The sequence below is a fragment of the Leadbettera azotonutricia ZAS-9 genome (genome assembly GCF_000214355.1).
Classification (GTDB): Bacteria; Spirochaetota; Spirochaetia; order Treponematales; family Breznakiellaceae; genus Leadbettera; species Leadbettera azotonutricia.
In genome coordinates this window covers 781307-800785 of the sequence record NC_015577.1, presented here as the reverse complement: position 1 = coordinate 800785, position 19479 = coordinate 781307, and the positions used below count along the sequence as shown (strand labels likewise).

General features: G+C 45.5%; 14 protein-coding genes. 4 read left to right on the top strand and 10 right to left on the bottom strand.

Going from position 1 to position 19479, the window contains the following annotated elements; translation table 11 throughout:
* Window positions 1-164 precede the first annotated feature (164 nt).
* From TREAZ_RS03560 to TREAZ_RS03535, 6 genes are all read right to left on the bottom strand, one after another.
* Complete coding sequence (locus TREAZ_RS03560) at window positions 165-1085, bottom strand: nucleoside hydrolase (RefSeq protein ID WP_015710444.1); 921 nt, start codon at window positions 1083-1085, stop codon at window positions 165-167.
* A 236-nt stretch (window positions 1086-1321) separates the two neighbouring features.
* Window positions 1322-2671, bottom strand: coding sequence for an ADP-ribosylglycohydrolase family protein (locus tag TREAZ_RS03555; protein ID WP_015710443.1), 1350 nt, complete (start codon window positions 2669-2671; stop codon window positions 1322-1324).
* Window positions 2672-2746: 75 nt separating this feature from the next.
* Complete coding sequence (locus TREAZ_RS03550) at window positions 2747-4864, bottom strand: hypothetical protein (protein WP_148257661.1); 2118 nt, start codon at window positions 4862-4864, stop codon at window positions 2747-2749.
* A 140-nt stretch (window positions 4865-5004) separates the two neighbouring features.
* A complete protein-coding gene (locus TREAZ_RS03545) occupies window positions 5005-6558 on the bottom strand; it encodes an extracellular solute-binding protein (RefSeq protein ID WP_015710441.1) in 1554 nt (517 codons plus the stop codon).
* Window positions 6559-6581: 23 nt separating this feature from the next.
* Window positions 6582-7469, bottom strand: coding sequence for a carbohydrate ABC transporter permease (locus TREAZ_RS03540; protein ID WP_015710440.1), 888 nt, complete (start codon window positions 7467-7469; stop codon window positions 6582-6584).
* Window positions 7469-8362, bottom strand: a complete 894-nt coding sequence (locus TREAZ_RS03535; RefSeq protein WP_169312600.1) for an ABC transporter permease subunit — start codon at window positions 8360-8362, stop codon at window positions 7469-7471. Before TREAZ_RS03535 ends, TREAZ_RS03540 begins: the two co-directional genes overlap by 1 nt.
* 330 nt (window positions 8363-8692) lie before the next feature.
* Here TREAZ_RS03535 and TREAZ_RS03530 point away from each other — a divergent pair, with 330 nt between their 5' ends.
* Complete coding sequence (locus TREAZ_RS03530; RefSeq protein ID WP_015710438.1) at window positions 8693-9715, top strand: LacI family DNA-binding transcriptional regulator; 1023 nt, start codon at window positions 8693-8695, stop codon at window positions 9713-9715.
* Entirely contained in the window at window positions 9712-10611 is a 900-nt protein-coding gene (locus tag TREAZ_RS03525) for a ribokinase (protein ID WP_015710437.1), read from the top strand. The genes TREAZ_RS03530 and TREAZ_RS03525 overlap by 4 nt, the downstream gene beginning before the upstream one ends.
* Here TREAZ_RS03525 and TREAZ_RS03520 read toward each other — a convergent pair.
* Window positions 10608-11471, bottom strand: a complete 864-nt coding sequence (locus TREAZ_RS03520) for a Cof-type HAD-IIB family hydrolase (protein WP_015710436.1) — start codon at window positions 11469-11471, stop codon at window positions 10608-10610. The two genes, TREAZ_RS03525 and TREAZ_RS03520, sit on opposite strands and share 4 nt — an antisense overlap.
* Before the next feature lie 28 nt (window positions 11472-11499).
* Between TREAZ_RS03520 and TREAZ_RS03515 the strand changes: the two genes are divergently transcribed.
* Entirely contained in the window at window positions 11500-12195 is a 696-nt protein-coding gene (locus TREAZ_RS03515) for a cytochrome c biogenesis CcdA family protein (RefSeq protein ID WP_015710435.1), read from the top strand.
* On the opposite strand, the gene crcB is transcribed toward TREAZ_RS03515, so the two are convergent.
* Window positions 12176-12553: a fluoride efflux transporter CrcB gene (gene crcB, locus TREAZ_RS03510; RefSeq protein ID WP_015710434.1), complete on the bottom strand. Its 378-nt coding sequence runs from the start codon at window positions 12551-12553 to the stop codon at window positions 12176-12178. The genes TREAZ_RS03515 and crcB overlap by 20 nt on opposite strands.
* Window positions 12554-12631: 78 nt before the next feature.
* Between crcB and TREAZ_RS03505 the strand changes: the two genes are divergently transcribed.
* Window positions 12632-13180 carry a TlpA disulfide reductase family protein gene (locus tag TREAZ_RS03505; RefSeq protein WP_015710433.1) on the top strand — a complete coding sequence of 183 codons (549 nt, stop codon included), beginning with the start codon at window positions 12632-12634 and terminating at the stop codon, window positions 13178-13180.
* On the opposite strand, the gene TREAZ_RS03500 is transcribed toward TREAZ_RS03505, so the two are convergent.
* Together TREAZ_RS03500 and gltB are read right to left on the bottom strand one after the other, a co-directional pair.
* On the bottom strand, window positions 13177-14631 hold the full coding sequence (locus tag TREAZ_RS03500; protein WP_015710432.1) for a glutamate synthase subunit beta: 1455 nt from the start codon (window positions 14629-14631) through the stop codon (window positions 13177-13179). The genes TREAZ_RS03505 and TREAZ_RS03500 overlap by 4 nt on opposite strands.
* A gap of 9 nt (window positions 14632-14640) precedes the next feature.
* On the bottom strand, window positions 14641-19350 hold the full coding sequence (gene gltB / locus TREAZ_RS03495) for a glutamate synthase large subunit (RefSeq protein ID WP_015710431.1): 4710 nt from the start codon (window positions 19348-19350) through the stop codon (window positions 14641-14643).
* Window positions 19351-19479 lie beyond the last annotated feature (129 nt).

Sequence of the window (19479 nt, the reverse complement as noted above, 5' to 3'; positions counted from 1 at the left end):
GCACAATGACAAACGGAAGCTTTACGGCGCCATCGCAGGGGCAATTATTCCCAACAATGTACTAAACTACACCCTTAACCAAGGGTTATATGTGGTCGAGCAATCCGGAGATACAGTCAATGTCCTTGCCTCTGAGGAAGCAAAAGTCAGGGCATGGTGAGAAATTATTTCGCCAGTGTATCAAAAAGAGTTTTGAAAAGCTTATCCCGGTTGATATGGTACACATAGCGGATAAAATGGCGGTTTGGATCAAAACCATAATGATGATCGTATTGGGGGATGGGACTTGGCTCAAGCCTGTCCAGCATATAGTCTCCATCCAATAGCCAGGCAACAGCTGTTACATCCCAGACAACCCTTGTCCAGTTGGGCATGCCTCCGTCTTTAATAGCCGATTTTGTTGTATACTCGGTTAAATAATCGCAAAGCTCATTTTTCCCCCGGAGCCAATATTCCAGCTCCGGTCCGCTCACAGTGAAGGAAGACACTACCCCCATACAGGGGAGCTGCACAAGTGCAATGCCGCAGCCAAAAACAACACGGGCAGCTGCTACATCCTGAAACATATTGAATTCTTTGGTATCGGGCCAATGGTGGGCATGGCCTCCCAGCCAAACCAGGACAATGCGATCTTTTATTTCCGGCCTGAGGATCAAAGCCGAAGCAATATTCGTAATTGCGCCAATTGCAACAATATAAAGAGGTTTATCCTCGGTGTAAGACATAGCTATTTCTGCGAGATGCTTTGCAGCAGGTGAATCTACAGCTTCGGTTTCCAAAGGAAGGTATTTTGTGGAACCTTTTTTAACTATCCCCTTTAGATCTTCACGCTTCATAAGGGTAAGGATATTTAAAATTTCATCATAGCTTTTTTCCATGCCATCAGCAGGGCTTGATGAATTGGCATTATAAAACGGGGCGGCATAAATGCCTTTAAGGTGGAGCCTCTCATCAGATTTAATCAGAAATGCCAGGGCAAACTGGTCATCAATCTCATTATAGGTATCGGTATCAATGATCACATCAATATCCTTACCCGAAGGTTTCCTCAGGCGTTTAAGCAGCCCGGCATTGTCCTGTTCCATTAATTATCCTTACCATTGATATAACATATACTTTTTAACTTAATATATTAACACTTGTATAGTAAATTTTAATAAATTTCTTTCCGAGGTTAATTGAAACATAGTTTCACAATATTTTTTTGATACTTACTCAATTTATCTGTAAGCCACTTTAATAATCCCTCTTGTCCCAAGACTTCATTGGTACTCCTTTTAATGCCTGTCTGATCCAGTATTTAGTCTATCAGATCCTTCTCTTATTTTACTATTTTCATTGTTCTTTCAGCCAATTCAGATATCTCTGTAAGGCCAAAACCATCTATACCAGATTTGACTTTATTATTTAAAGGAGCAATCCATTTCTCTGGTAAATTTGAAGCTCCATTAATAATACCAATAATTGAACCTGTGGTAGCAGCATTACAATCAGTATCAAAACCAGCACATACAGCTATCCCTATTGTTTTTTCAAGATCTTTTTCTCCCCAAAGAAGAGCTATAGTACAAATCATTGCATTTGATATAGTATGACACCAATGATGATTGTTACCCTCATCATATAATAAATGTATTTTTTCCAGTGCCTTTTCCCATGATAATCCCTGCTTAAACCAATTAAGAACTTTTTCAATACCTTCTGTTAATCGAGACTTTTCAGGAATCTCGCCAAGACCTTGTTTAATAATATCAATTATGTCATCACTTACAGCTCCACGCGCAATCATTGCCGCACAGAACATCTCTCCATAAATTCCATTTTTTACATGACTTATTCTTGCATCACGCCATGCAAATTCAGCTGCCATTTCAGTATCTCCAGGATTAATATAGCCAAACAAATCTGCTCTTATTTGAGCTCCTATCCACTCCCTATAGGCATTGTAATATGATCCAGAGAGAGGAGGAAGGATTCTATTAACTAAATTCATATAAGCAACACGCTCTGCTGTACAAACATGATAAATTGGTACATCCATCAACCAGCTATGTGCAACATTTTCACTGGTAAAATCTCTACCATAAGTTTCCAAAATTTTCAAATATAAAATTGTATAATTGGTATCATCATCCTCCGGCATATAGGAGACATTATTAATCCAATTAATAAAATTACTTCCATACACGTGTCCTTCATCAACAATACTATATTTTTGTCGAATAGTTTTATCAACTGCAGAGGATAAATAATTATGAATTGGATAATTTCCTGTTTCCTTTAACATTCCAAGAATTCTATTACTCATCCATCCTTCAACAGGCTGCCCTAATAAACAACCAGCACAGCGCCCTAGCCAAGCACCATAAATCTTATTATAATATGAATTTTTATCAAATTTATTTAAAGTCGTTTTTTCCTTTTTGGGCTTTAATTTTTTTATTTCAAGTAAGGCTACAGGTTCAAAATATGAATAATCAACCTTAATAGGTGAATTTTTTATTCGATCTATTAAAATCCTCGCATCTTCCTCCCTTAATTGACCAATTTTAAAATTTTCAAGAATTTGCTCTACATCTTCTTCAAAGCTTTTTACATCTCTCCCTTCTTCCATACTTTGATACAATTCAATTTTAACGGTCTCCGAAAGAGTCATCCACCTAGTATCCATATTACCCCCAATGTATATCCTAATAGGGGTTTAACTATATCCAGTTAAACCCCTATATTCCACTTTTTACTAACTTTAAGAAACTATTTCGATATTTACATCACCAAGGAAACAAGAAATGATTTTACACTCGCTTGTTTTGTTCAAATGAACTTTAACTTTCTTATCCTTTGGAGTGTAACTATAAGAAATAACTCCATAATATGTAGGGAAATTATCAATGGAAAAGGGTTTATCCATCCAAGATTTAGGCACACCACTACCAAGATAAATATTTCCTCTGTCATCTTCACGTACCATGATATCCCGCATCATCCCTAGCATTAATGAACCGGTCCAGCCATGGGGTGTAACAAATGGAGCCTTTTCCCATCCACGTACTTTTTCCCACGCTAAGAAAAGACTGTTTTCATCTTTGTTACTTTCATGCCATGTATAAAGACCAGGACTATTTTGTATTTTAAAATAATAATCCAAAACACTCCAGACTCTTTCTCTTTGTCCAAGTATAAGACGATTACGAAGATCGCCTATTTCCATATAAGTCCAAAGAGCCTCGTGAAAAGGTTTTCCATTAGGACAATTATATTTATTCCAATAATTTTCATAGGCATCAAGAAGTTCTTTATTGTTTAAATCACCCCATGTACCAGGATAAAATGTAGTACAAGAATCATGATGAGTATAAATTAACTCTTCACCAACAAATGATCCAATAGCTTTACTAAAACCTGCCATTCTAGTAAAATGACCAGGAACGTAATCAAGCATTGCCTTCCGTAATTTGGCGGCAGATTCACCATAACGTTTTTCATCATCAGTCTTGTCCAATTCCTTTGCACACATTTCGGCCCTTCGCAACCCTAAATAGCAAAAGCTATTGCAATAAAAATCTCGATTAACAAAATCCATGCGACCTTTAGCCATACCATTTTCTGCAGGAGCACAAGAATAAACCACCTCTGGCCAATTTATGGTTTGATGATTAAACGATTCACAATAAAAACGAAGAGGTTTATCAGCATTAATCATTAATAATATTTCTTCAGCGTTTTCTGTAATATAAGAATAGTTATCATCTAAAAATTTCTTATTCCGAGTTAATAACCAATGTTCACTTATAACCCAAATTCTACAACCTTGAAGATCTGCCTCCGGACCAAAAGGGGCAGAAACATTATACCGTCCAGCTGTATGAGCAGATCTTCCTGCAAAGTCATGAAGCCCACATTGATCTAGCGTTGTACATATATAAGCAGAATCACGCATCCACCAAGTAGGATACGTTATGGGAGATATATGCGGTGCATTAAGTCCAGAAGCCATATACAAATGATTAATTTGGGCATGGAATGTTTCATATACTCTTTCATCAGGTACATGTAATTCTGATTTTGTTAATCCATTCCATTTCCTTATTAAGTCTTGTTTTTTCATATCAAACTCAATCGGGAAAGTCAATTGTTTAAGCCAACTATATAAATCACATTCGGCATGAAGATGAAAAGCAAAATCAAATATTTTTTCAACACCTACATCTAAATCGAATTCATATCTTAGACTCCCACTGGCCCATTTTTCAGAATCTTCAACTTCTTTGGTTTCTGGGAATTGATTGTTTTGCAAATATTCCGATATATCTTTTTTATTTTCAGCATAACTTACAGCACCAAATTTTCCTTTTGTCTCAGCATAAACCAGTGCTGCTCCATTTATATAAATAATACCATCTTTTTCACTTAATTTTCCAATTGGACCACCGGCTGCCCCAAATGACCTAATAACTAAATCAAATTTTATTCTTTTTGATACTTTACCATTATTCGATAATTTTACTCTAAAATAATCTCTATAATCAATTATATCTCCATTCTGCCAAGTGAATAATGAACTATCTATTTTTATATCTCCAGTATCCCACAAAGCATGACTAATAGGATACTTTTTATCTTCAAATTCCCAGAGAATTTCCTTTAAATCTATTTTCTCAGGAGCATAAAGCTTATTATCCACAGTAACCCATGTAGAAACACCATAGGATCCTGGTCCCGGAGAAAAAGAATTACCAGGCTCAACTACTGTAGCAAATGCATCATGTGCTTCTGGCACTTTTAAAAAAATATGGGTATCACTTCGATTCCATATCCAATTAGGATGATTTGATTTCATAGGAACCATTTTCAGCTGTTCCATCTTTTCAGTATAAAAACTCATAGTATCTCCTTAATAAATAATAAAATATTTCTAAATGAAAGACACAAAGCTTTAAGAAAATTATTAACTCAAAGCCTTGTGCTTTATCCTTTCGCGTAATATAAATTACAAATCAGTAATTAACCATACATTTGTTTAAGTATCTTTTCAACTGTTGCAGAAGCTTTAAGACCTCCAGCATTTACCCATTCTTTTACAAAATTAGTCCAAATTCTACGTGCTTCATCATCAGAATTGGCATGCCAAGCAGTTGCTATGGCCCTTTGAAGTAGATCATTGCCTACCGCCTGAAAATCTGACCATTCAGGTGTAGTTAGCATAATTCCATAAGCTGGTACCTGATAACGACATTGATTATCTCTCATTTCCTTATACCAATTATTATAAGCCTCGTCCTTACCATAAAGAAGATTAAAATCTTGCCACGCCTGAGACTGCCAACTAACAATACCTGCTGAAAGAGGATGCGCACCATTCACACCAGCTTCTCTAGGAAAGCCGTGTTGGTATTTAGCTTCAAGACAGACAATATTTCCATTCTCACGTCTCCAATCTTCCCCTTCAATTCCTATAGCTGTAAGCTGTTCACCTTCTGCACTTTGTAGAAAATTCACAATCCTTGCTGCTGCAACCGGATTATTATAAGGGGTTCCTCCAATGGCATTTAACTGTCCGAACATTGGCTCCTGGGTATAACCACGAGAACCACCACCGCAATCCAAGGCTTGAGTTACATATTCTTTATAACCAGGGTTTACTAAAGCAAAATCATTTTGAGTACGACCAATATGTCCTCCACCATTATAAATCATTGACCCATTACGTCCTGAAATATATGAATTCTTCAGCATTTCCTCGTTATATGTCATTACATTTGGATCAACAAGCCCTTCGGCAAATAAACGCCGGAAAGCGACGATAGCATCAGATGAATGTTCTGCAGTTAACCAATACTGGTAGTTCCCTTTATCATCTTTATACCATCCAACATAAGGTATACTATAAGAACCTAAATAAACATTTAACGCCTGCTGAAGGCCATCACCGGCAGCCTGTCCGTTAAAAGTAACTCCATAAATCCCTTCCTTTTTTACGCAAGTTCTTAAATACTCAAGATACTCATCCCACGTATCCGGTATTTTTAAGCCATATTTATCAATTATATCTTTACGTATGTGAATAAGTCCAATATTTGGATCATTTTTATTTCCCCAATACAGCGGCTGAAAATATATTTTCCCATTTATTTTCAGTTCAGTCAGACTTGGGTTTTCAGCATATCTTTTTATTATTTCTGGACATGCTGCTGCTACATCTCCTTCATATGCCGCTATAATATCATTTTCAACCAATGTCTGAAGGAATGTCTTTGACCCATGGAAAATGAACGAAGCCATATCAGGGAAAGTGCCTGAAGCCGCAGCGGTGGTTAAAAGCTCTGGAAATCCTTCATATTCTACAAATTCCATTTCTATTTTTGTGTTCGTTGCTTTTTCAATTGCCTGAAAAATAGAATTGTTTGCCCAATCTGAAATACCTCCTCCACTCTGTGTTATCATCATTCGGATAGAATCAGGACCACCAGAACCACTGGCATTATTTTTTTTACCCGAGCACCCAAGTATGGCCATTATTAAAGCCATACTTACCAACAACAATAAAAATTTCTTCATCTCTGCTCCTCCTGAAATAATATTTATCCTTTTACAGAACCTGCCGTTAATCCAGAAACGATAAATCGCTGTAAAAAGGGATATACAATTAAAATAGGCAAAATCAAACATGCAGACACTGCGGCCTGATAACAAAGCGGTTCTGTCATAACCGCACCAATTCCAAGACTAGATAAAAGTCTCTGCTGTTGAATAAGGTTATATAAATGCACTGGAGCCGTCCACAGGTTTTTATGTACCAAGATTCGCGTATAAAAATATTCATTCCAATGGAACACACCATACATCATCGCAATAGTAGCAATGATCGGCGTATTGGTGGGCCATACTATTCTCCAAAAAATACGTAACTGTCCAGCACCATCAATATGTGCTGCTTCCAAAATTTCCTGTGGATAACTTGACAAATTAGCCCTCGCAACAAAAAACCACATAGGCATACAAATATTCGGAAAAATCATGGACCAAAATGTATTAGTTAGTTTAAAGGCATTAACTGTTAAATAAAATGGAATAATGCCAGCAGAGAAAAACATCGGGATCAAAAAGAATATAGACAAGGCTCTACTTAACCTAAGTCGTTTGCTTGAGAGTGCATATGCAGCCATCATTGTAAATACAACACTCAATATTGTCCCGACAGCTGTTCGGAATATTGATACAATAAATCCTGAAGGAAGATTTGCATCTGAAAATATTTGCTTGAAATATATTGTAGTAAATCCATTGGGAAGAAAATGAATAGTGGTTTGAACAAAGTTTTTATAAGGCATAACAGCCAATAACAATACATAAAACAAAGGATATGCGGTTAAAATTATCGCTATTAGAAGAGTACCATGGATGAATAAAAAACCGATAGGATCACTCTTGATCCCGATGCGCAATCTTTCCTGGACATCTTTATTCATCAAAATACCCTTTCGTTTGTTTTCTTCAATAAAACAAAATTGGCTATCAAAACTACTGTTGTAGCAATGATTGACTGGATAAAACCGATGGCGACAGCAAAGCCATATTTATATTGCGATAATCCCAATCTATAGGAATAAGTCTCAACAATATCACCTGTATCATATACAATCGGATGGTATTGAGCAAAAACCTGTTCAAAAGGTCCAATTACTATATAACCGGTTAACAAGACAAACATGGTAACCAGCGTTGGCTTAATACTAGGCAAAGTAACTGAAACCATTTGGCGCCACCTACCGGCACCATCCAAAGTTGCAACTTCAAACAACGTGGTATCAATGGCTATCATTGCAGAATGGTAGATTACTGCAAAATATCCGCCATACTTCCAGGCATCCTGTAAAATTATTACCCACCGAAAGGTTGAACTCGTTGTAAGAAATGCAATAGGCTTAATTTTGAATACCGATACCAAAATTTCATTAACAAGACCTCCACTGGGAGCAAGAAGGTTTTTAAACATAGCACTAACAACAATCCATGAAATGAAATAGGGCAATATTGTTGCGGTTTGCACTATTTTTTTATAACCCCGACTAGCCTCAAAGAGAAAAAGCGATAGTATTATTGAAAGGGGGAATGTTATTAAAGTCTCGCTGGTCTTAATAAATACAGTATTTCCAAAGGCTTGCCAAAAATATTTATCATTAATCGCCCTTGCAAAATTTGCAAATCCTATGAAACGACTTCCCATAAGACCTCGTATGGGGTTGTAATCAAAAAATGAAGTTATTAAAAACACCATCGGTCCATAACTAAAAAATAAAACTGTAAGAAACGCCGGAAAAACAAATAAGTAAAGGATCCAATTTGATTTAATCTCATCCAATATCCGCTGCCTCCATAAATGGCTATTTGGAGATATTTGAGAAAATGACCGATCCCTTTCCCTAATCAAGTTTAGCCCCTTCCATATAAATTTTTTCATATTACTAAAATTATTTAGTAATATCTTAATTTTTATTTATACAAGATCAAGGTTAAAAATGTCAAGCGTTTTATCAAAATTTTCTATCTTTTTTTATTATATCTGTTAATTATATATAATATAACGAATTATAGAGATAACCAAGACCTTGTACTAAAAAATTTTATATTTATAGTAAAATATTTTATTCCCAATTGACAAAACTTCAGAAAAGTACTACAAAGTGAGTATATGTCTCCTCGAGTTATAGACATAGCAAAGATCGCAAAAGTCTCCCCTGCTGCCGTTTCCTTGGCTTTGAATAACAAAACCGGGGTCAGCGATAAAGTTAGGCAGAACATCCTCAATATCGCCACCCAGATGGGGTATAAGTCTATACTAGGTAATCCTTATCAAACCAACGAAAATATCACTATCAAGATGCTGAAAATCGCCAAGCACGGGCATATCGTCAACGAGCGGCACAACGCCTTTATCACCGAATACCTTGAAGGGATAGAAGCAGGGGCAAAAAAGCGGAAGTACAAGCTTGAAGTTTCGTTCTATAATAAAGTGCCTGTGGAAGACATTGTGGAGGCCCAGCGGGAAACTGCGGCGGACGGGCTTATCGTATTGGGGACCGAGCTTAACGCCCATGAGTTGGATTTTTTCACCGGCCTTTCCATCCCCATGGTTTTTATTGATACCTGTTTTCCTTTGGCGGCTTTTGACTGTATCGACATTGACAATGACGACGGCGTGTTCCAGTCTGTCCAATATCTCTACAAAAGCGGCCACCGGAGCATAGGGCTTGTGAAGAGTCGTTTTGAAACCAGGAATTTCAGGATGAGGGAAGAAGGCTTCCGGGAGGCAATGGAGTACTTCTCCATGCCGGTGCAGGAAAAATACCTGGTCAGCGTCGATCCCACGGTGGATCAGGCTGCAAGCGATATGAGCCGTTTCCTCGGCAAGCCGGGGAACATCCCAACTGCTTTTTTCTGCATGAACGATATTATGGCATTCGGCTGCATAAGGGCTTTGAAGGACAGGGGCTTGCGGGTGCCGGAAGATGTCAGCGTCATAGGCTTTGACGATCTCCCTTCAAGCAGCATTACCGAGCCTCCCCTTACCACCGTGAAAGTTTCTACCCATCAGATTGGGGAACGGGCTTTGGAACGGTTGTCGGATAAAATCAATGGGCTGACCCATTCAAGCCCGGAAAAGATCCTGGTTTCAGGAAAATTGGTTATCCGGGGCAGCGTGAGGAATATATGAAAATACTTGTATACGGGGCCATCAATATCGATCTTATTTTTTCTGTGGATCATATTGCCATGCCCGGCGAGACGGTGAGCGCAGGCGATTTTAAACGCGGACCCGGGGGCAAGGGATCAAACCAGGCGGCGGCACTGGCAAAGGCAGGGGTGCCGGTATACCTGGCCGGGAAAATTGGCCATGATGGCGAGTTCCTTTTGGAACTGCTGCGCAGTTATAAAGTTGATACGAGCCTTGTCACCATTTATGAGGGGGCTACAGGCAACGCGCTCATTCAGGTTGATAAAAACGGACAGAACGCCATAGTCCCTTATGCGGGGGGCAATGGTGCAATTACTGTGGAAGAAGTCAATAAAGTGCTCGGCAACTTTGGCAAGGACGATATCGTCATTTTGCAAAATGAAATTGTACATGCAGCGGAAATCATCGCCGAGGCCAAGAAGCGGGGCCTCAAGGTTTGCTTTAACCCTTCACCGTACGATGAAAAAATTTCTTCCGTGCCCCTGGATCTCGTGGACACCTTCTTCGTAAATGAACTCGAGGGCGCAGCTCTCGCTGCCGAGGGCGGAACCGGCGGTGCCGACAAGAATGCGCCTTTCCCGGTTATCCTCGAAAAACTGGTAACGAAATTTCCACATGCGGAGATCATCCTCACTGCGGGAAAAGAAGGAGCCTTCTACGGATTCAAAAACGAAAGAGCCAAGGGCGATATAGTGGATATTCCGGTAGTGGACACCACCGGCGCAGGAGATACGTTTTCAGGTTATTTTATCGCGGCCAGGGCAAGAGGCATCGATGTCAACGAAGCTCTGCGCCTCGCGTGCAAGGCTTCGTCCATTGCGGTATCCAGGCCCGGGGCCATGGAAGCAGTTCCTTTTGCAAGCGAAGTCTTTTAACGCAAAAATGCTTCTTCCAAAAATACAGCCACCCCGTCTTCAGCATTTGTACCAATTACAAGATCAGCAGCGGCTTTCACTGCATCCTTGGCATTGGCGGGGGCAACGGAATAGCCTGCGATCTTGAACATGGGGAGATCGTTTTCTTCATCTCCGAAGGCGATTACTTCTTCGCTTTTTATGCCCAGCCTGTTCAGGGCTATGCTGAGGCCGGAACCTTTTGAAACGGTGATATTCATAACCTCAAGAAAAGTTTTTAAGGTGCGGGCCATATAAACAGCGGAACCAGGGCCTTTGCCAAAATGATCTTCAAGCTTGGGCCTTAAGACACTGTCCAGAACCTCGGGTTCAGCCAGATACATGGTTTTAACAACTCCCGTAATTCCGGGCTTGCCGAGGGCTTCTTTGAGATCTCCCAGCTCGGCAAGAATACCGGTATGGTTGTGATACATATCCCTTTGGGCTCCGGCCTTCTCGGCCATGAGAAAAGATTCGGGCCGGGCAGCGGTTCCAGGGAAATAAACCTGATAATAGATATCCAGTTGCCTTGAAAGATCTATGCAAAACTCCACGGATTCCTTGTCCATAAGGCAGGTATGCAGCGTCTTCCCCGACGGCATATCAGCCACAATGGCACCGTTAAAGTAGACCATGGGTCCTTCGGCGCCCAGAGGTATCCTGAATTTCTCCGCAGCCTCCCTGGCCCGGCCTGTGGCAAAAATGATTTGCAGGCCTTTTTCCCGGCAGGCGTTTATGACCCGGGCAGTTCTTTCGCTCAAGACAGCGCCGGGCGCAAGAAGGGTACCATCCAAATCCAGGGCCAGGGCTTTTATTTTTGAAGTATCCAATGAAGTTGACATATCCCCAGTATATACTAAAATAAAAGATATGTCAGATACGCTTTCAATATTTTTGGCATTTGCCGCAGGGCTGCTCTCATTCCTCTCCCCCTGCGTGCTGCCTCTCATCCCTTCGTACCTAAGCATACTTGGGGGCATGAGTGCCGGGGATTCAAGGGGGCCTCACCTCATAGTCGGGACAGTGAGCTTCATTTTGGGTTTCAGCGCAGTTTTTGTGCTGCTCAGCATACTTTCGTCCCTCTTCTTTTTCTTTATTGGAGGAATATCGCAATACATAAATATCGTGGCGGGGATCATTGTCATTGTTCTGGGGCTGAATGTCATCTTCGATTTTCTTTCCTTTCTTAATTATGAAAAACGCTATCATTCAGAAAAACGCCCGAGGGGAATTATCGGCACGTTTCTTGCCGGCCTTGCCTTCGGCGCAGGATGGACTCCCTGCATAGGCCCCATACTTGCCAGCATACTTCTTTTGGCGGGCCAGCAGGGAAAAGCCGGTGTTGCGGTCCTCTACCTGGTTGTGTATTCTGCGGGCCTTGGGCTGCCTTTTTTGGGAGTTGCGATTTTCTTTGACCGTTTTTTGGCCCGCAAGGCATGGCTCACATCCCGCCTTCCCTTGATCAGGAAGATAAGCGGCGTTATGCTTATTCTTATCGGAATACTGATACTGAGCGGAAAATTTACAATATTGAACAGGCTTATTCCTAGCGGGGGGATTTTATGAAATCCGAACTCAAGCCCATTCCCAGCAAAACAAAAAGCAGGCTCAACACATTGTTCAGCAAAATATTAATAATCCCCTGTTTTAAATTTCCGTCAGTAAAATAGCGCACTGTCTCGAGCGCATATGTGGAGAAGGTTGTATACCCTCCCAAAAAACCGGTAATAAAAAACAATCTCCATTTAACATCAAAGGGAACCAGCTTGTTTACCAAAAAGCCGACAACAAAAGCGCCAAAACAATTTACAAACAACGTCCCGGTTGAATATTTACTATCAAAAAATTGATTGACAAACTGAATTGAGATAAAGCGCAGCAAAGAACCGGCGCCTCCTCCTATAAATACGCATAAATAATCCATTGCCATGCTCCTTGGCCTTTAAAAAGAATGATGCTATACTTATATCATGACGGTAACAGATTTGAAAGAGGCAGAAATATGAAAAAAGCTGAATTCCGGTTGGTGGTATTAGTACTTTTACTGTCGCCTATTGCTGCGTTCGCAGATCCGGTACCTGGCGATATAGCAAAAGCCTTTGCCGATGCAGGCTTGCCGGTTCTAAAAGACAGGATAAACCCCATAGAATTCTCCCTGCCCCTCCTGGACGGGAAGGAGCAGAAACTTTCTGCCTTAAAGGGGAAAGTAGTATTTCTCAATTTCTGGGCCACATGGTGCGGGCCCTGCAGAGTGGAAATGCCTTCCATGGAGAATCTTTATCAGCGTTTTAAAAATCAGGGCCTTGAGATTCTCGCCGTAAACTGCCAGGAAAAAAACGCAGAAGTACTGTCATTTATGAAGAGCAATAAATTTACTTTTCCTGCGACCCTGGACACCTCGGGAAGCGTAAGTTCCAGATACGGAGTGCGGGCAATTCCCACTACCTGCATTATCGACCGGGACGGGAAAATAATCATACGCGTTGCAGGAAGCCTTAACTGGGACAATCCGAAAATTATCGCGGCTTTTGAGGCATTGCTTAAAAGCTAGGCCAAGTGCTTCACAATGGCTTCGGCGGCTGCCCTGCCCTCGGCAATGGCCCGCACCACGAGGCTTGCGCCGTTTTTGGCGTCCCCGGCGGCCCACACCTTTGGGTTGCTTGTGTGGAAGCTTCCTGCGGTGCGTATATTGCCCCTCTGATCCAGTTCAAGGCCGAAATCGGCCACGACCCCTGCCTGCACTACATGGGTAAAGCCCATTGCAAGAAGCACAAGATCCGCGTTGATTTCAAATTCCGTGTTGGGGATATCGCTCATTCCGAAACGGCCGTCCTTCATGGCCCATTCAACCTTGCACAGCTGCAGGGAGCTGACCTTGCCGTCTTTGCCTTTAAACGCTTTAGTGTTGACTGCCCAGAGGCGTTCCCCTCCTTCCTGGTGGGAGCTTGAGGTCTTGAGCACAGTGGGCCAAAGGGGCCAGGGCGCCGAATCGGGCCGGTGCTCAGGGGGCTTGGGCATGACTTCTATCTGGGTAACACTCATTGCACCCTGGCGGTTTGCAGTACCCACGCAATCCGAGCCGGTATCGCCGCCCCCGATTACCACTACCCTCTTGCCATAGGCGGTAATAGGTTCGGCGCCTTCATTCTGCTCCTTGCCCACCGCCCGGTTCTGAAGGGAAAGGAAATCCAAAGCCTGCACTATGCCGGAATTTTCGCGCCCCGGAACTTTGATGTTACGGGCATCACGGGCGCCTATGGTGAGGAGTATGAGATCGTATTTGGATTCAAGCTCTTTGGGACTTATAACTGCGCTGTCTTTGCTGCCGGTGCCAAAACCGTAAACCGCGTCCCCAACCCTGGTGCTGGTTTTGAACACCACCCCTTCCTGCTCCATGAGCCTGACGCGGCGGTCGATAAAGCTTTTGTCAAGTTTAAAATCGGGAATGCCGTAGCGGAGATACCCGCCAACTTTACGATCTCCTTCGTAGACGGTTACGGAAAAACCAAAGCGGTTCAAAAAATAAGCCGCCGAAAGCCCAGACGGCCCTGCGCCAACAATGGCGACCTTTTTGTTGTTCCTCGCTTTTGGAGGCCGGGGAACAACGAGGCCCAATGAAAAAGCCTTTTCGATAACCGCAAGTTCATTCTGCCTGATGGTCACAGGCTCGTCGTTGGCCCCCAACACGCAGGAAGCTTCGCACAGCGCAGGACAGACCCGGCCGGTGAATTCGGGGAAGGGGTTGGTATCCTGCAATATAGCCCAAGCGCCTACCCAGTCGCTGCGGTACACCTTATCCTGCCATTCGGGCATGACATTGCTGACAGGGCAAGACCAGTGGCAGAAAGGCACCCCGCAATCCATGCAGCGCGCAGCCTGAAGCCGCCTCTCCTCATCGGGAAGCTGGACTTCAACTTCGCTGTAATCGTTGACACGCTCTTCAACCGGCCTGTAGCCCGAGACCTTTCTTTTTATCGTCAAAAAACCTTTTGGATCACCCATGATTCTTCCTTATGCCTTGACTTCTATATCTTCACGCTCGCGGATTTCGTAGAGCTTCCTGTCAAGCTCCGCCAGCTTCATCTGCTGCAAGGCCCGCTTGTATTCTACAGGCAGCACTTTAACAAACTTGGGTTTGTATTCGGCCCAGTTGTCGATGATATTTTTGGCGTAGGCTGAACCGGTCCAGTACACATGCTTGCGCACCATGTCTTTGACAAAGCCTTCGTCTTCTTCATTGTCCAGGCCGGAAAGTTCAACCATGCCCTTATTGAGGAAGAATTCGAAGTTGCCGTTCAGATTGAGCACATAGGCTATACCGCCGGACATGCCTGCAGCGAAGTTGCGGCCAACTGCGCCCAGCACAACAAGGCGTCCACCCGTCATGTATTCGGCGGCATGATCGCCCGTGCCTTCCACCACCGCCAATGCGCCGGAATTCCTGACGCCGAAACGTTCGCCTGCGACGCCTGCAACATAGAGCTCCCCCGAAGTCGCGCCGTAAAGCACCGTGTTGCCAATGATGATGTTCTCGCTGGTCTTAAAGGCCGAACCCTGCGGAGGCGCAACCACGATGCGACCGCCGGAAAGGCCCTTGCCCAGATAATCGTTGGCATCCCCAGAGAGGCGGAAGGTGATGCCCCTGGCAAGGAATGCGCCAAAGCTCTGACCTGCGGAACCTGCAAAGTCAACAGTGACGAAATTTTCGGGGAGCCCTTCACCGCCGAAACGCTTGCTCACTTCATAGGATAGCATGGCCCCCACTGCGCGGTCTGTGTTCTTTATGGAGAACTGAAGAGCCGTGGGGATCTTGCGATCCAGGGCAGCAAGGCATTTGTCGATGAGCTTCCTGTCGAGGATATCGGAAATTTTGTGGATCTGATCAGTTACGCAGTGAAGCGCCTGCCCGCCGGGAATATCAGCAGGGCCTTCGGCCTTGTAAAGCAGAGCGGAGAGATCCACCCCTGCTGCTTTGGCCAGAGCCAGGGTATCCCTATTTTCGATCTTGCGCTGGACGAGGAGATCCGCCCTTCCGACAAGATCATCGAAATGTTTAAAGCCCAGGGAGGCCATGATTTCGCGGGTCTCTTCAGCGAGAAAATGGAAAAAGTTGATGAGGTGCGCCGCCTTGCCTGTAAAGCGCTTGCGCAGTTCAGGATCTTGAGTGGCAACGCCCATGGGACAGGTGTTCTCGTGGCATTTGCGCATCATCACGCAGCCCAGGACAATAAGGGTGGAAGTGCCGAAGCCGAATTCCTCGGCCCCCAGCATGGCGGCTATGACAATGTCGCGGCCGGTTTTGAGCTGGCCGTCGGTCTGGAGCCTTACCCTGCCCCGGAGGCCGTTCCGCACCAGAACCTGGTGGGTCTCTGAAAGGCCCAGCTCCCAGGGGAGGCCCGCGTGGCGTATGCTGGACTGGGGGCTGGCCCCGGTTCCACCGTCGTAGCCCGAGATGAGGATGTTGTCGGCGTGGGCCTTGGCAACACCTGCGGCAATGGTTCCCACCCCGCTTTCGGAAACGAGCTTTACGCTGATCCGTGCGCCGGGGTTGGCGTTTTTCAGATCGAAGATGAGTTCAGCCAAATCTTCTATTGAATAAATATCGTGATGGGGCGGCGGGCTTATGAGGGTAACACCCGGAGTCGAATGGCGGGTACGCGCAATGGGAGATGCCACCTTGTGGCCCGGAAGCTGTCCGCCTTCGCCGGGTTTTGCGCCCTGGGCTATCTTAATCTGGAGTTCCCTGGCGTTGGCAAGATATTCGCTGGTGACACCGAAACGTGCGGAAGCCACTTGCTTGATGGCGCTGCGCAGCCACCTGCCGTCGGGCAGCATCGGGAAACGTTCAGCGTCCTCGCCGCCCTCCCCGGAATTGGATCGGCCCTTGATGGAGTTCAGGGCTTCGGCAACAGTCTCGTGGGCTTCCTTGGAAATAGAGCCGAACGACATGGCCCCAGTGGTGAAGCGCTTCATGATCTCGTCCACGCTTTCCACTTCTTCTATGGGAATGGCCTTGCCCAGCTGGACGAAGTCCAAAAGACCCCGGATCACGTGGGGGCTTTGGTTCAGGGTATTGGCCGCCTCGGTAAACTGCTTGAATTTGGCGTAATCGCCGGTTCTGGTTGACCACTGCAAGAGATGAATGGTCTCGGGGTTCCAGGCGTGCTTCTCGCCGTATTTGCGCCAGCGATACTGGCCCGCCCCATCCAAAAGATAATCGCCCGGCGCGGGTATAGTTTCCGACTGTGCATGAGCTTCTTTGGCGTTTGCGTAATGGGAAAGGGCCTCGGCCTCAAGCTCCGCAAAGCCCGCGCCTTTTATGCGGCTCGTGGTTCCCCTGAAGCATGTATCGATAACCTCGGGCCCCAGCCCTATGGCTTCAAAAATTTGAGCCCCCCGATAGGAGCGGAGGGTACTGGTACCCATCTTGGACATCACCTTGAGCATGGCCTTGGCCAGCCCCTTGAGGTAGGCCTTCTTGGCATGGGCAAAATCCCCTACCCGCTTGCTGTCCGCGCCCCTGCAGATTGCCGCAATCGAAGCCAGCGCGCCGTAAGGCACAATGAGGTCGGCGCCGTACCCGAAGAGCAGGGCGAAGTGCATGATCTCCCGGGGTTCAGCAGATTCGGCGATGATGGAAGCCTTCATCCTGAGGCCCTTGCGTATGAGGCCGTGATGTACCGCGCCGACCGCAAGCAAGGCCGGAACAGGGGCCTTGCCCGCTTCCGGCAGCAGGGCTTCCCTGTCGCTCAATATGAGGAGCGAAGCCCCGGCGTTTACCGCCTTGACCGCTTCGTCTACAAGCCTGTCCAGTGCTTTTTCAAGGGATGCTCCCTGAGCCCCGGACGCTTCAAAGGTTGCATCCAGCGTTTTAGACTTGTATACCGAAGGCTTGAGTTCCTTCAACGCTTCAAGATCCGCCGGCGTCATAATGGGGTTAAGCACCTTGATACGGCGGCAGTGGTTTTCAGTTTCATCAAGGAGATTTTCCTGGGGACCCACAAAGCTCGTGAGGGTCATAACCAGATCTTCCCGGATTGAGTCTATAGGAGGGTTCGTAACCTGGGCAAAGACCTGCTTGAAGTAGGAATAGACCCGCTGGCTCTGGTTGGAAAAAACCGCGATGGGCGTATCGGTGCCCATGGAGCTTGTGGGCTCCTGCCCGGTAAGCGCCATGGGGATAAGAAGCTGCTCCCGATCTTCACGGGTATAGCCCGCCGAGCGTTCCATAAAAAGGACAGAGCTTTCAGTCTTGATCTGGGCATCCCCAAAAAGGGCCGCCCCATAGGCATCACCCAAGTGATCGTTCGCCTTGCCCGCATCCTTGCCGCCCTCGTGAACCGTGGGGGCGTCTATCTCCTGCTTAAGGGTGGTAACCTGGCGGCCCACCCACTCGGTGTAGGGCCTGTGAGAATACACATCCCGCTTAGCCTCCGCGTCAGGGATGATCCTCCCCTCCTCAAGATCCACCAGGAGAAGCTTGCCCGGAAGGAGGCGGCCCTTGTAGGCTACTTCATCCGGGCTGAAATCCTGGACACCTGTCTCTGACCCCATGACGATAAGGTCATCCTTGGTAACCGTATAGCGCGAAGGCCGGAGGCCGTTCCTGTCCAGGGTGCCGCCTACAAAGCGGCCGTCGCAGAAGACCATGGAAGCGGGACCGTCCCAAGGCTCCATGATGCAGGCGTGGTATTCATAAAAATCCTTGAGCTCCTGGGGTATGGGGTTCTTGTTGTTCCAGGACTCGGGGATCATCATCATCAAAGCATGAGGAAGGCTGCGGCCCGACATCACCAAAAGCTCCAGCACATTGTCAAAGCTGGCCGAGTCGCTCCCATCCTTGTCAATTATGGGGAGTATCTCTTTCAGGGTTGCGCCGAAACGGGGGTGGTCAAGGAGGGCTTCCCGGGCTGCCATCCAAAAACGATTTCCCTTGACCGTGTTGATTTCGCCGTTGTGGGCCACCATGCGGAAGGGCTGGGCCAGGGGCCAGTTGGGGAAGGTGTTGGTGGAGAAGCGCGAATGGACCAGGGCCACTGCGGTCTTCATGGCGCTGTCGCTCAGCTCGGGAAAGTAATCCTTAAGCTGGGACGACATGAGCATCCCCTTGTATATGATAGTCCTAGAAGAAAGGGATGGAAAATAGCATTCAGCCCCTGCCTTTTTAAGACTCTCGTCACCCTCCAGGGCCTTTTCAAGCTTTTTCCTGAAAATGAAGAGGCTGAATTCCAGTTCCGAAGGTTCTATGCCCGATGCGCCGGCCTTCGCCTTGAGAGGGACCAGCACCAGCTGCTTGATCACAGGCTCCGCCGACTTGGCAATGATGCCGATAGCATTGCTGTTAACCGGCACATCCCTCAATGCCAGCATGGAAAAACCCGCAGCTTTGGCAACATTTTCGATAATCGCCTTTACCTTGCCATGGATATCATCATTTTTGTTCTGGTGGGGGAAAAAGGCCAGGCCCGTGCCATAAGTTCCCTCTTCCGGCAGGCCGGGGATGAGTTTTTTATAGAATTCATGGGGAATCTGCAGGAGAACGCCCGAACCGTCACCGGTTTTGTTGTCGGCGCTCTCGGCGCCCCTGTGCTCCATGCGTTCCAGGACTTCCAGCCCCCGCTTCAGAATATCGTGGGATTTACGGCCTTTAATGTCCGCGACAAAACCAATGCCGCAGGAATCATGTTCGTGCTCTTTAAGATATAGACCCTGTCCGCCCATGGCAGCTCCTCATATGGAAAGTCTTATAGTTATACAAAAAATAGGGTGATTATTCAATATAAAAAGAATGCCGCTGCCGAAAGGAGGAAAACGGCAGCGGCATGAAGGAAAAAAACATTTTGGAGGTCT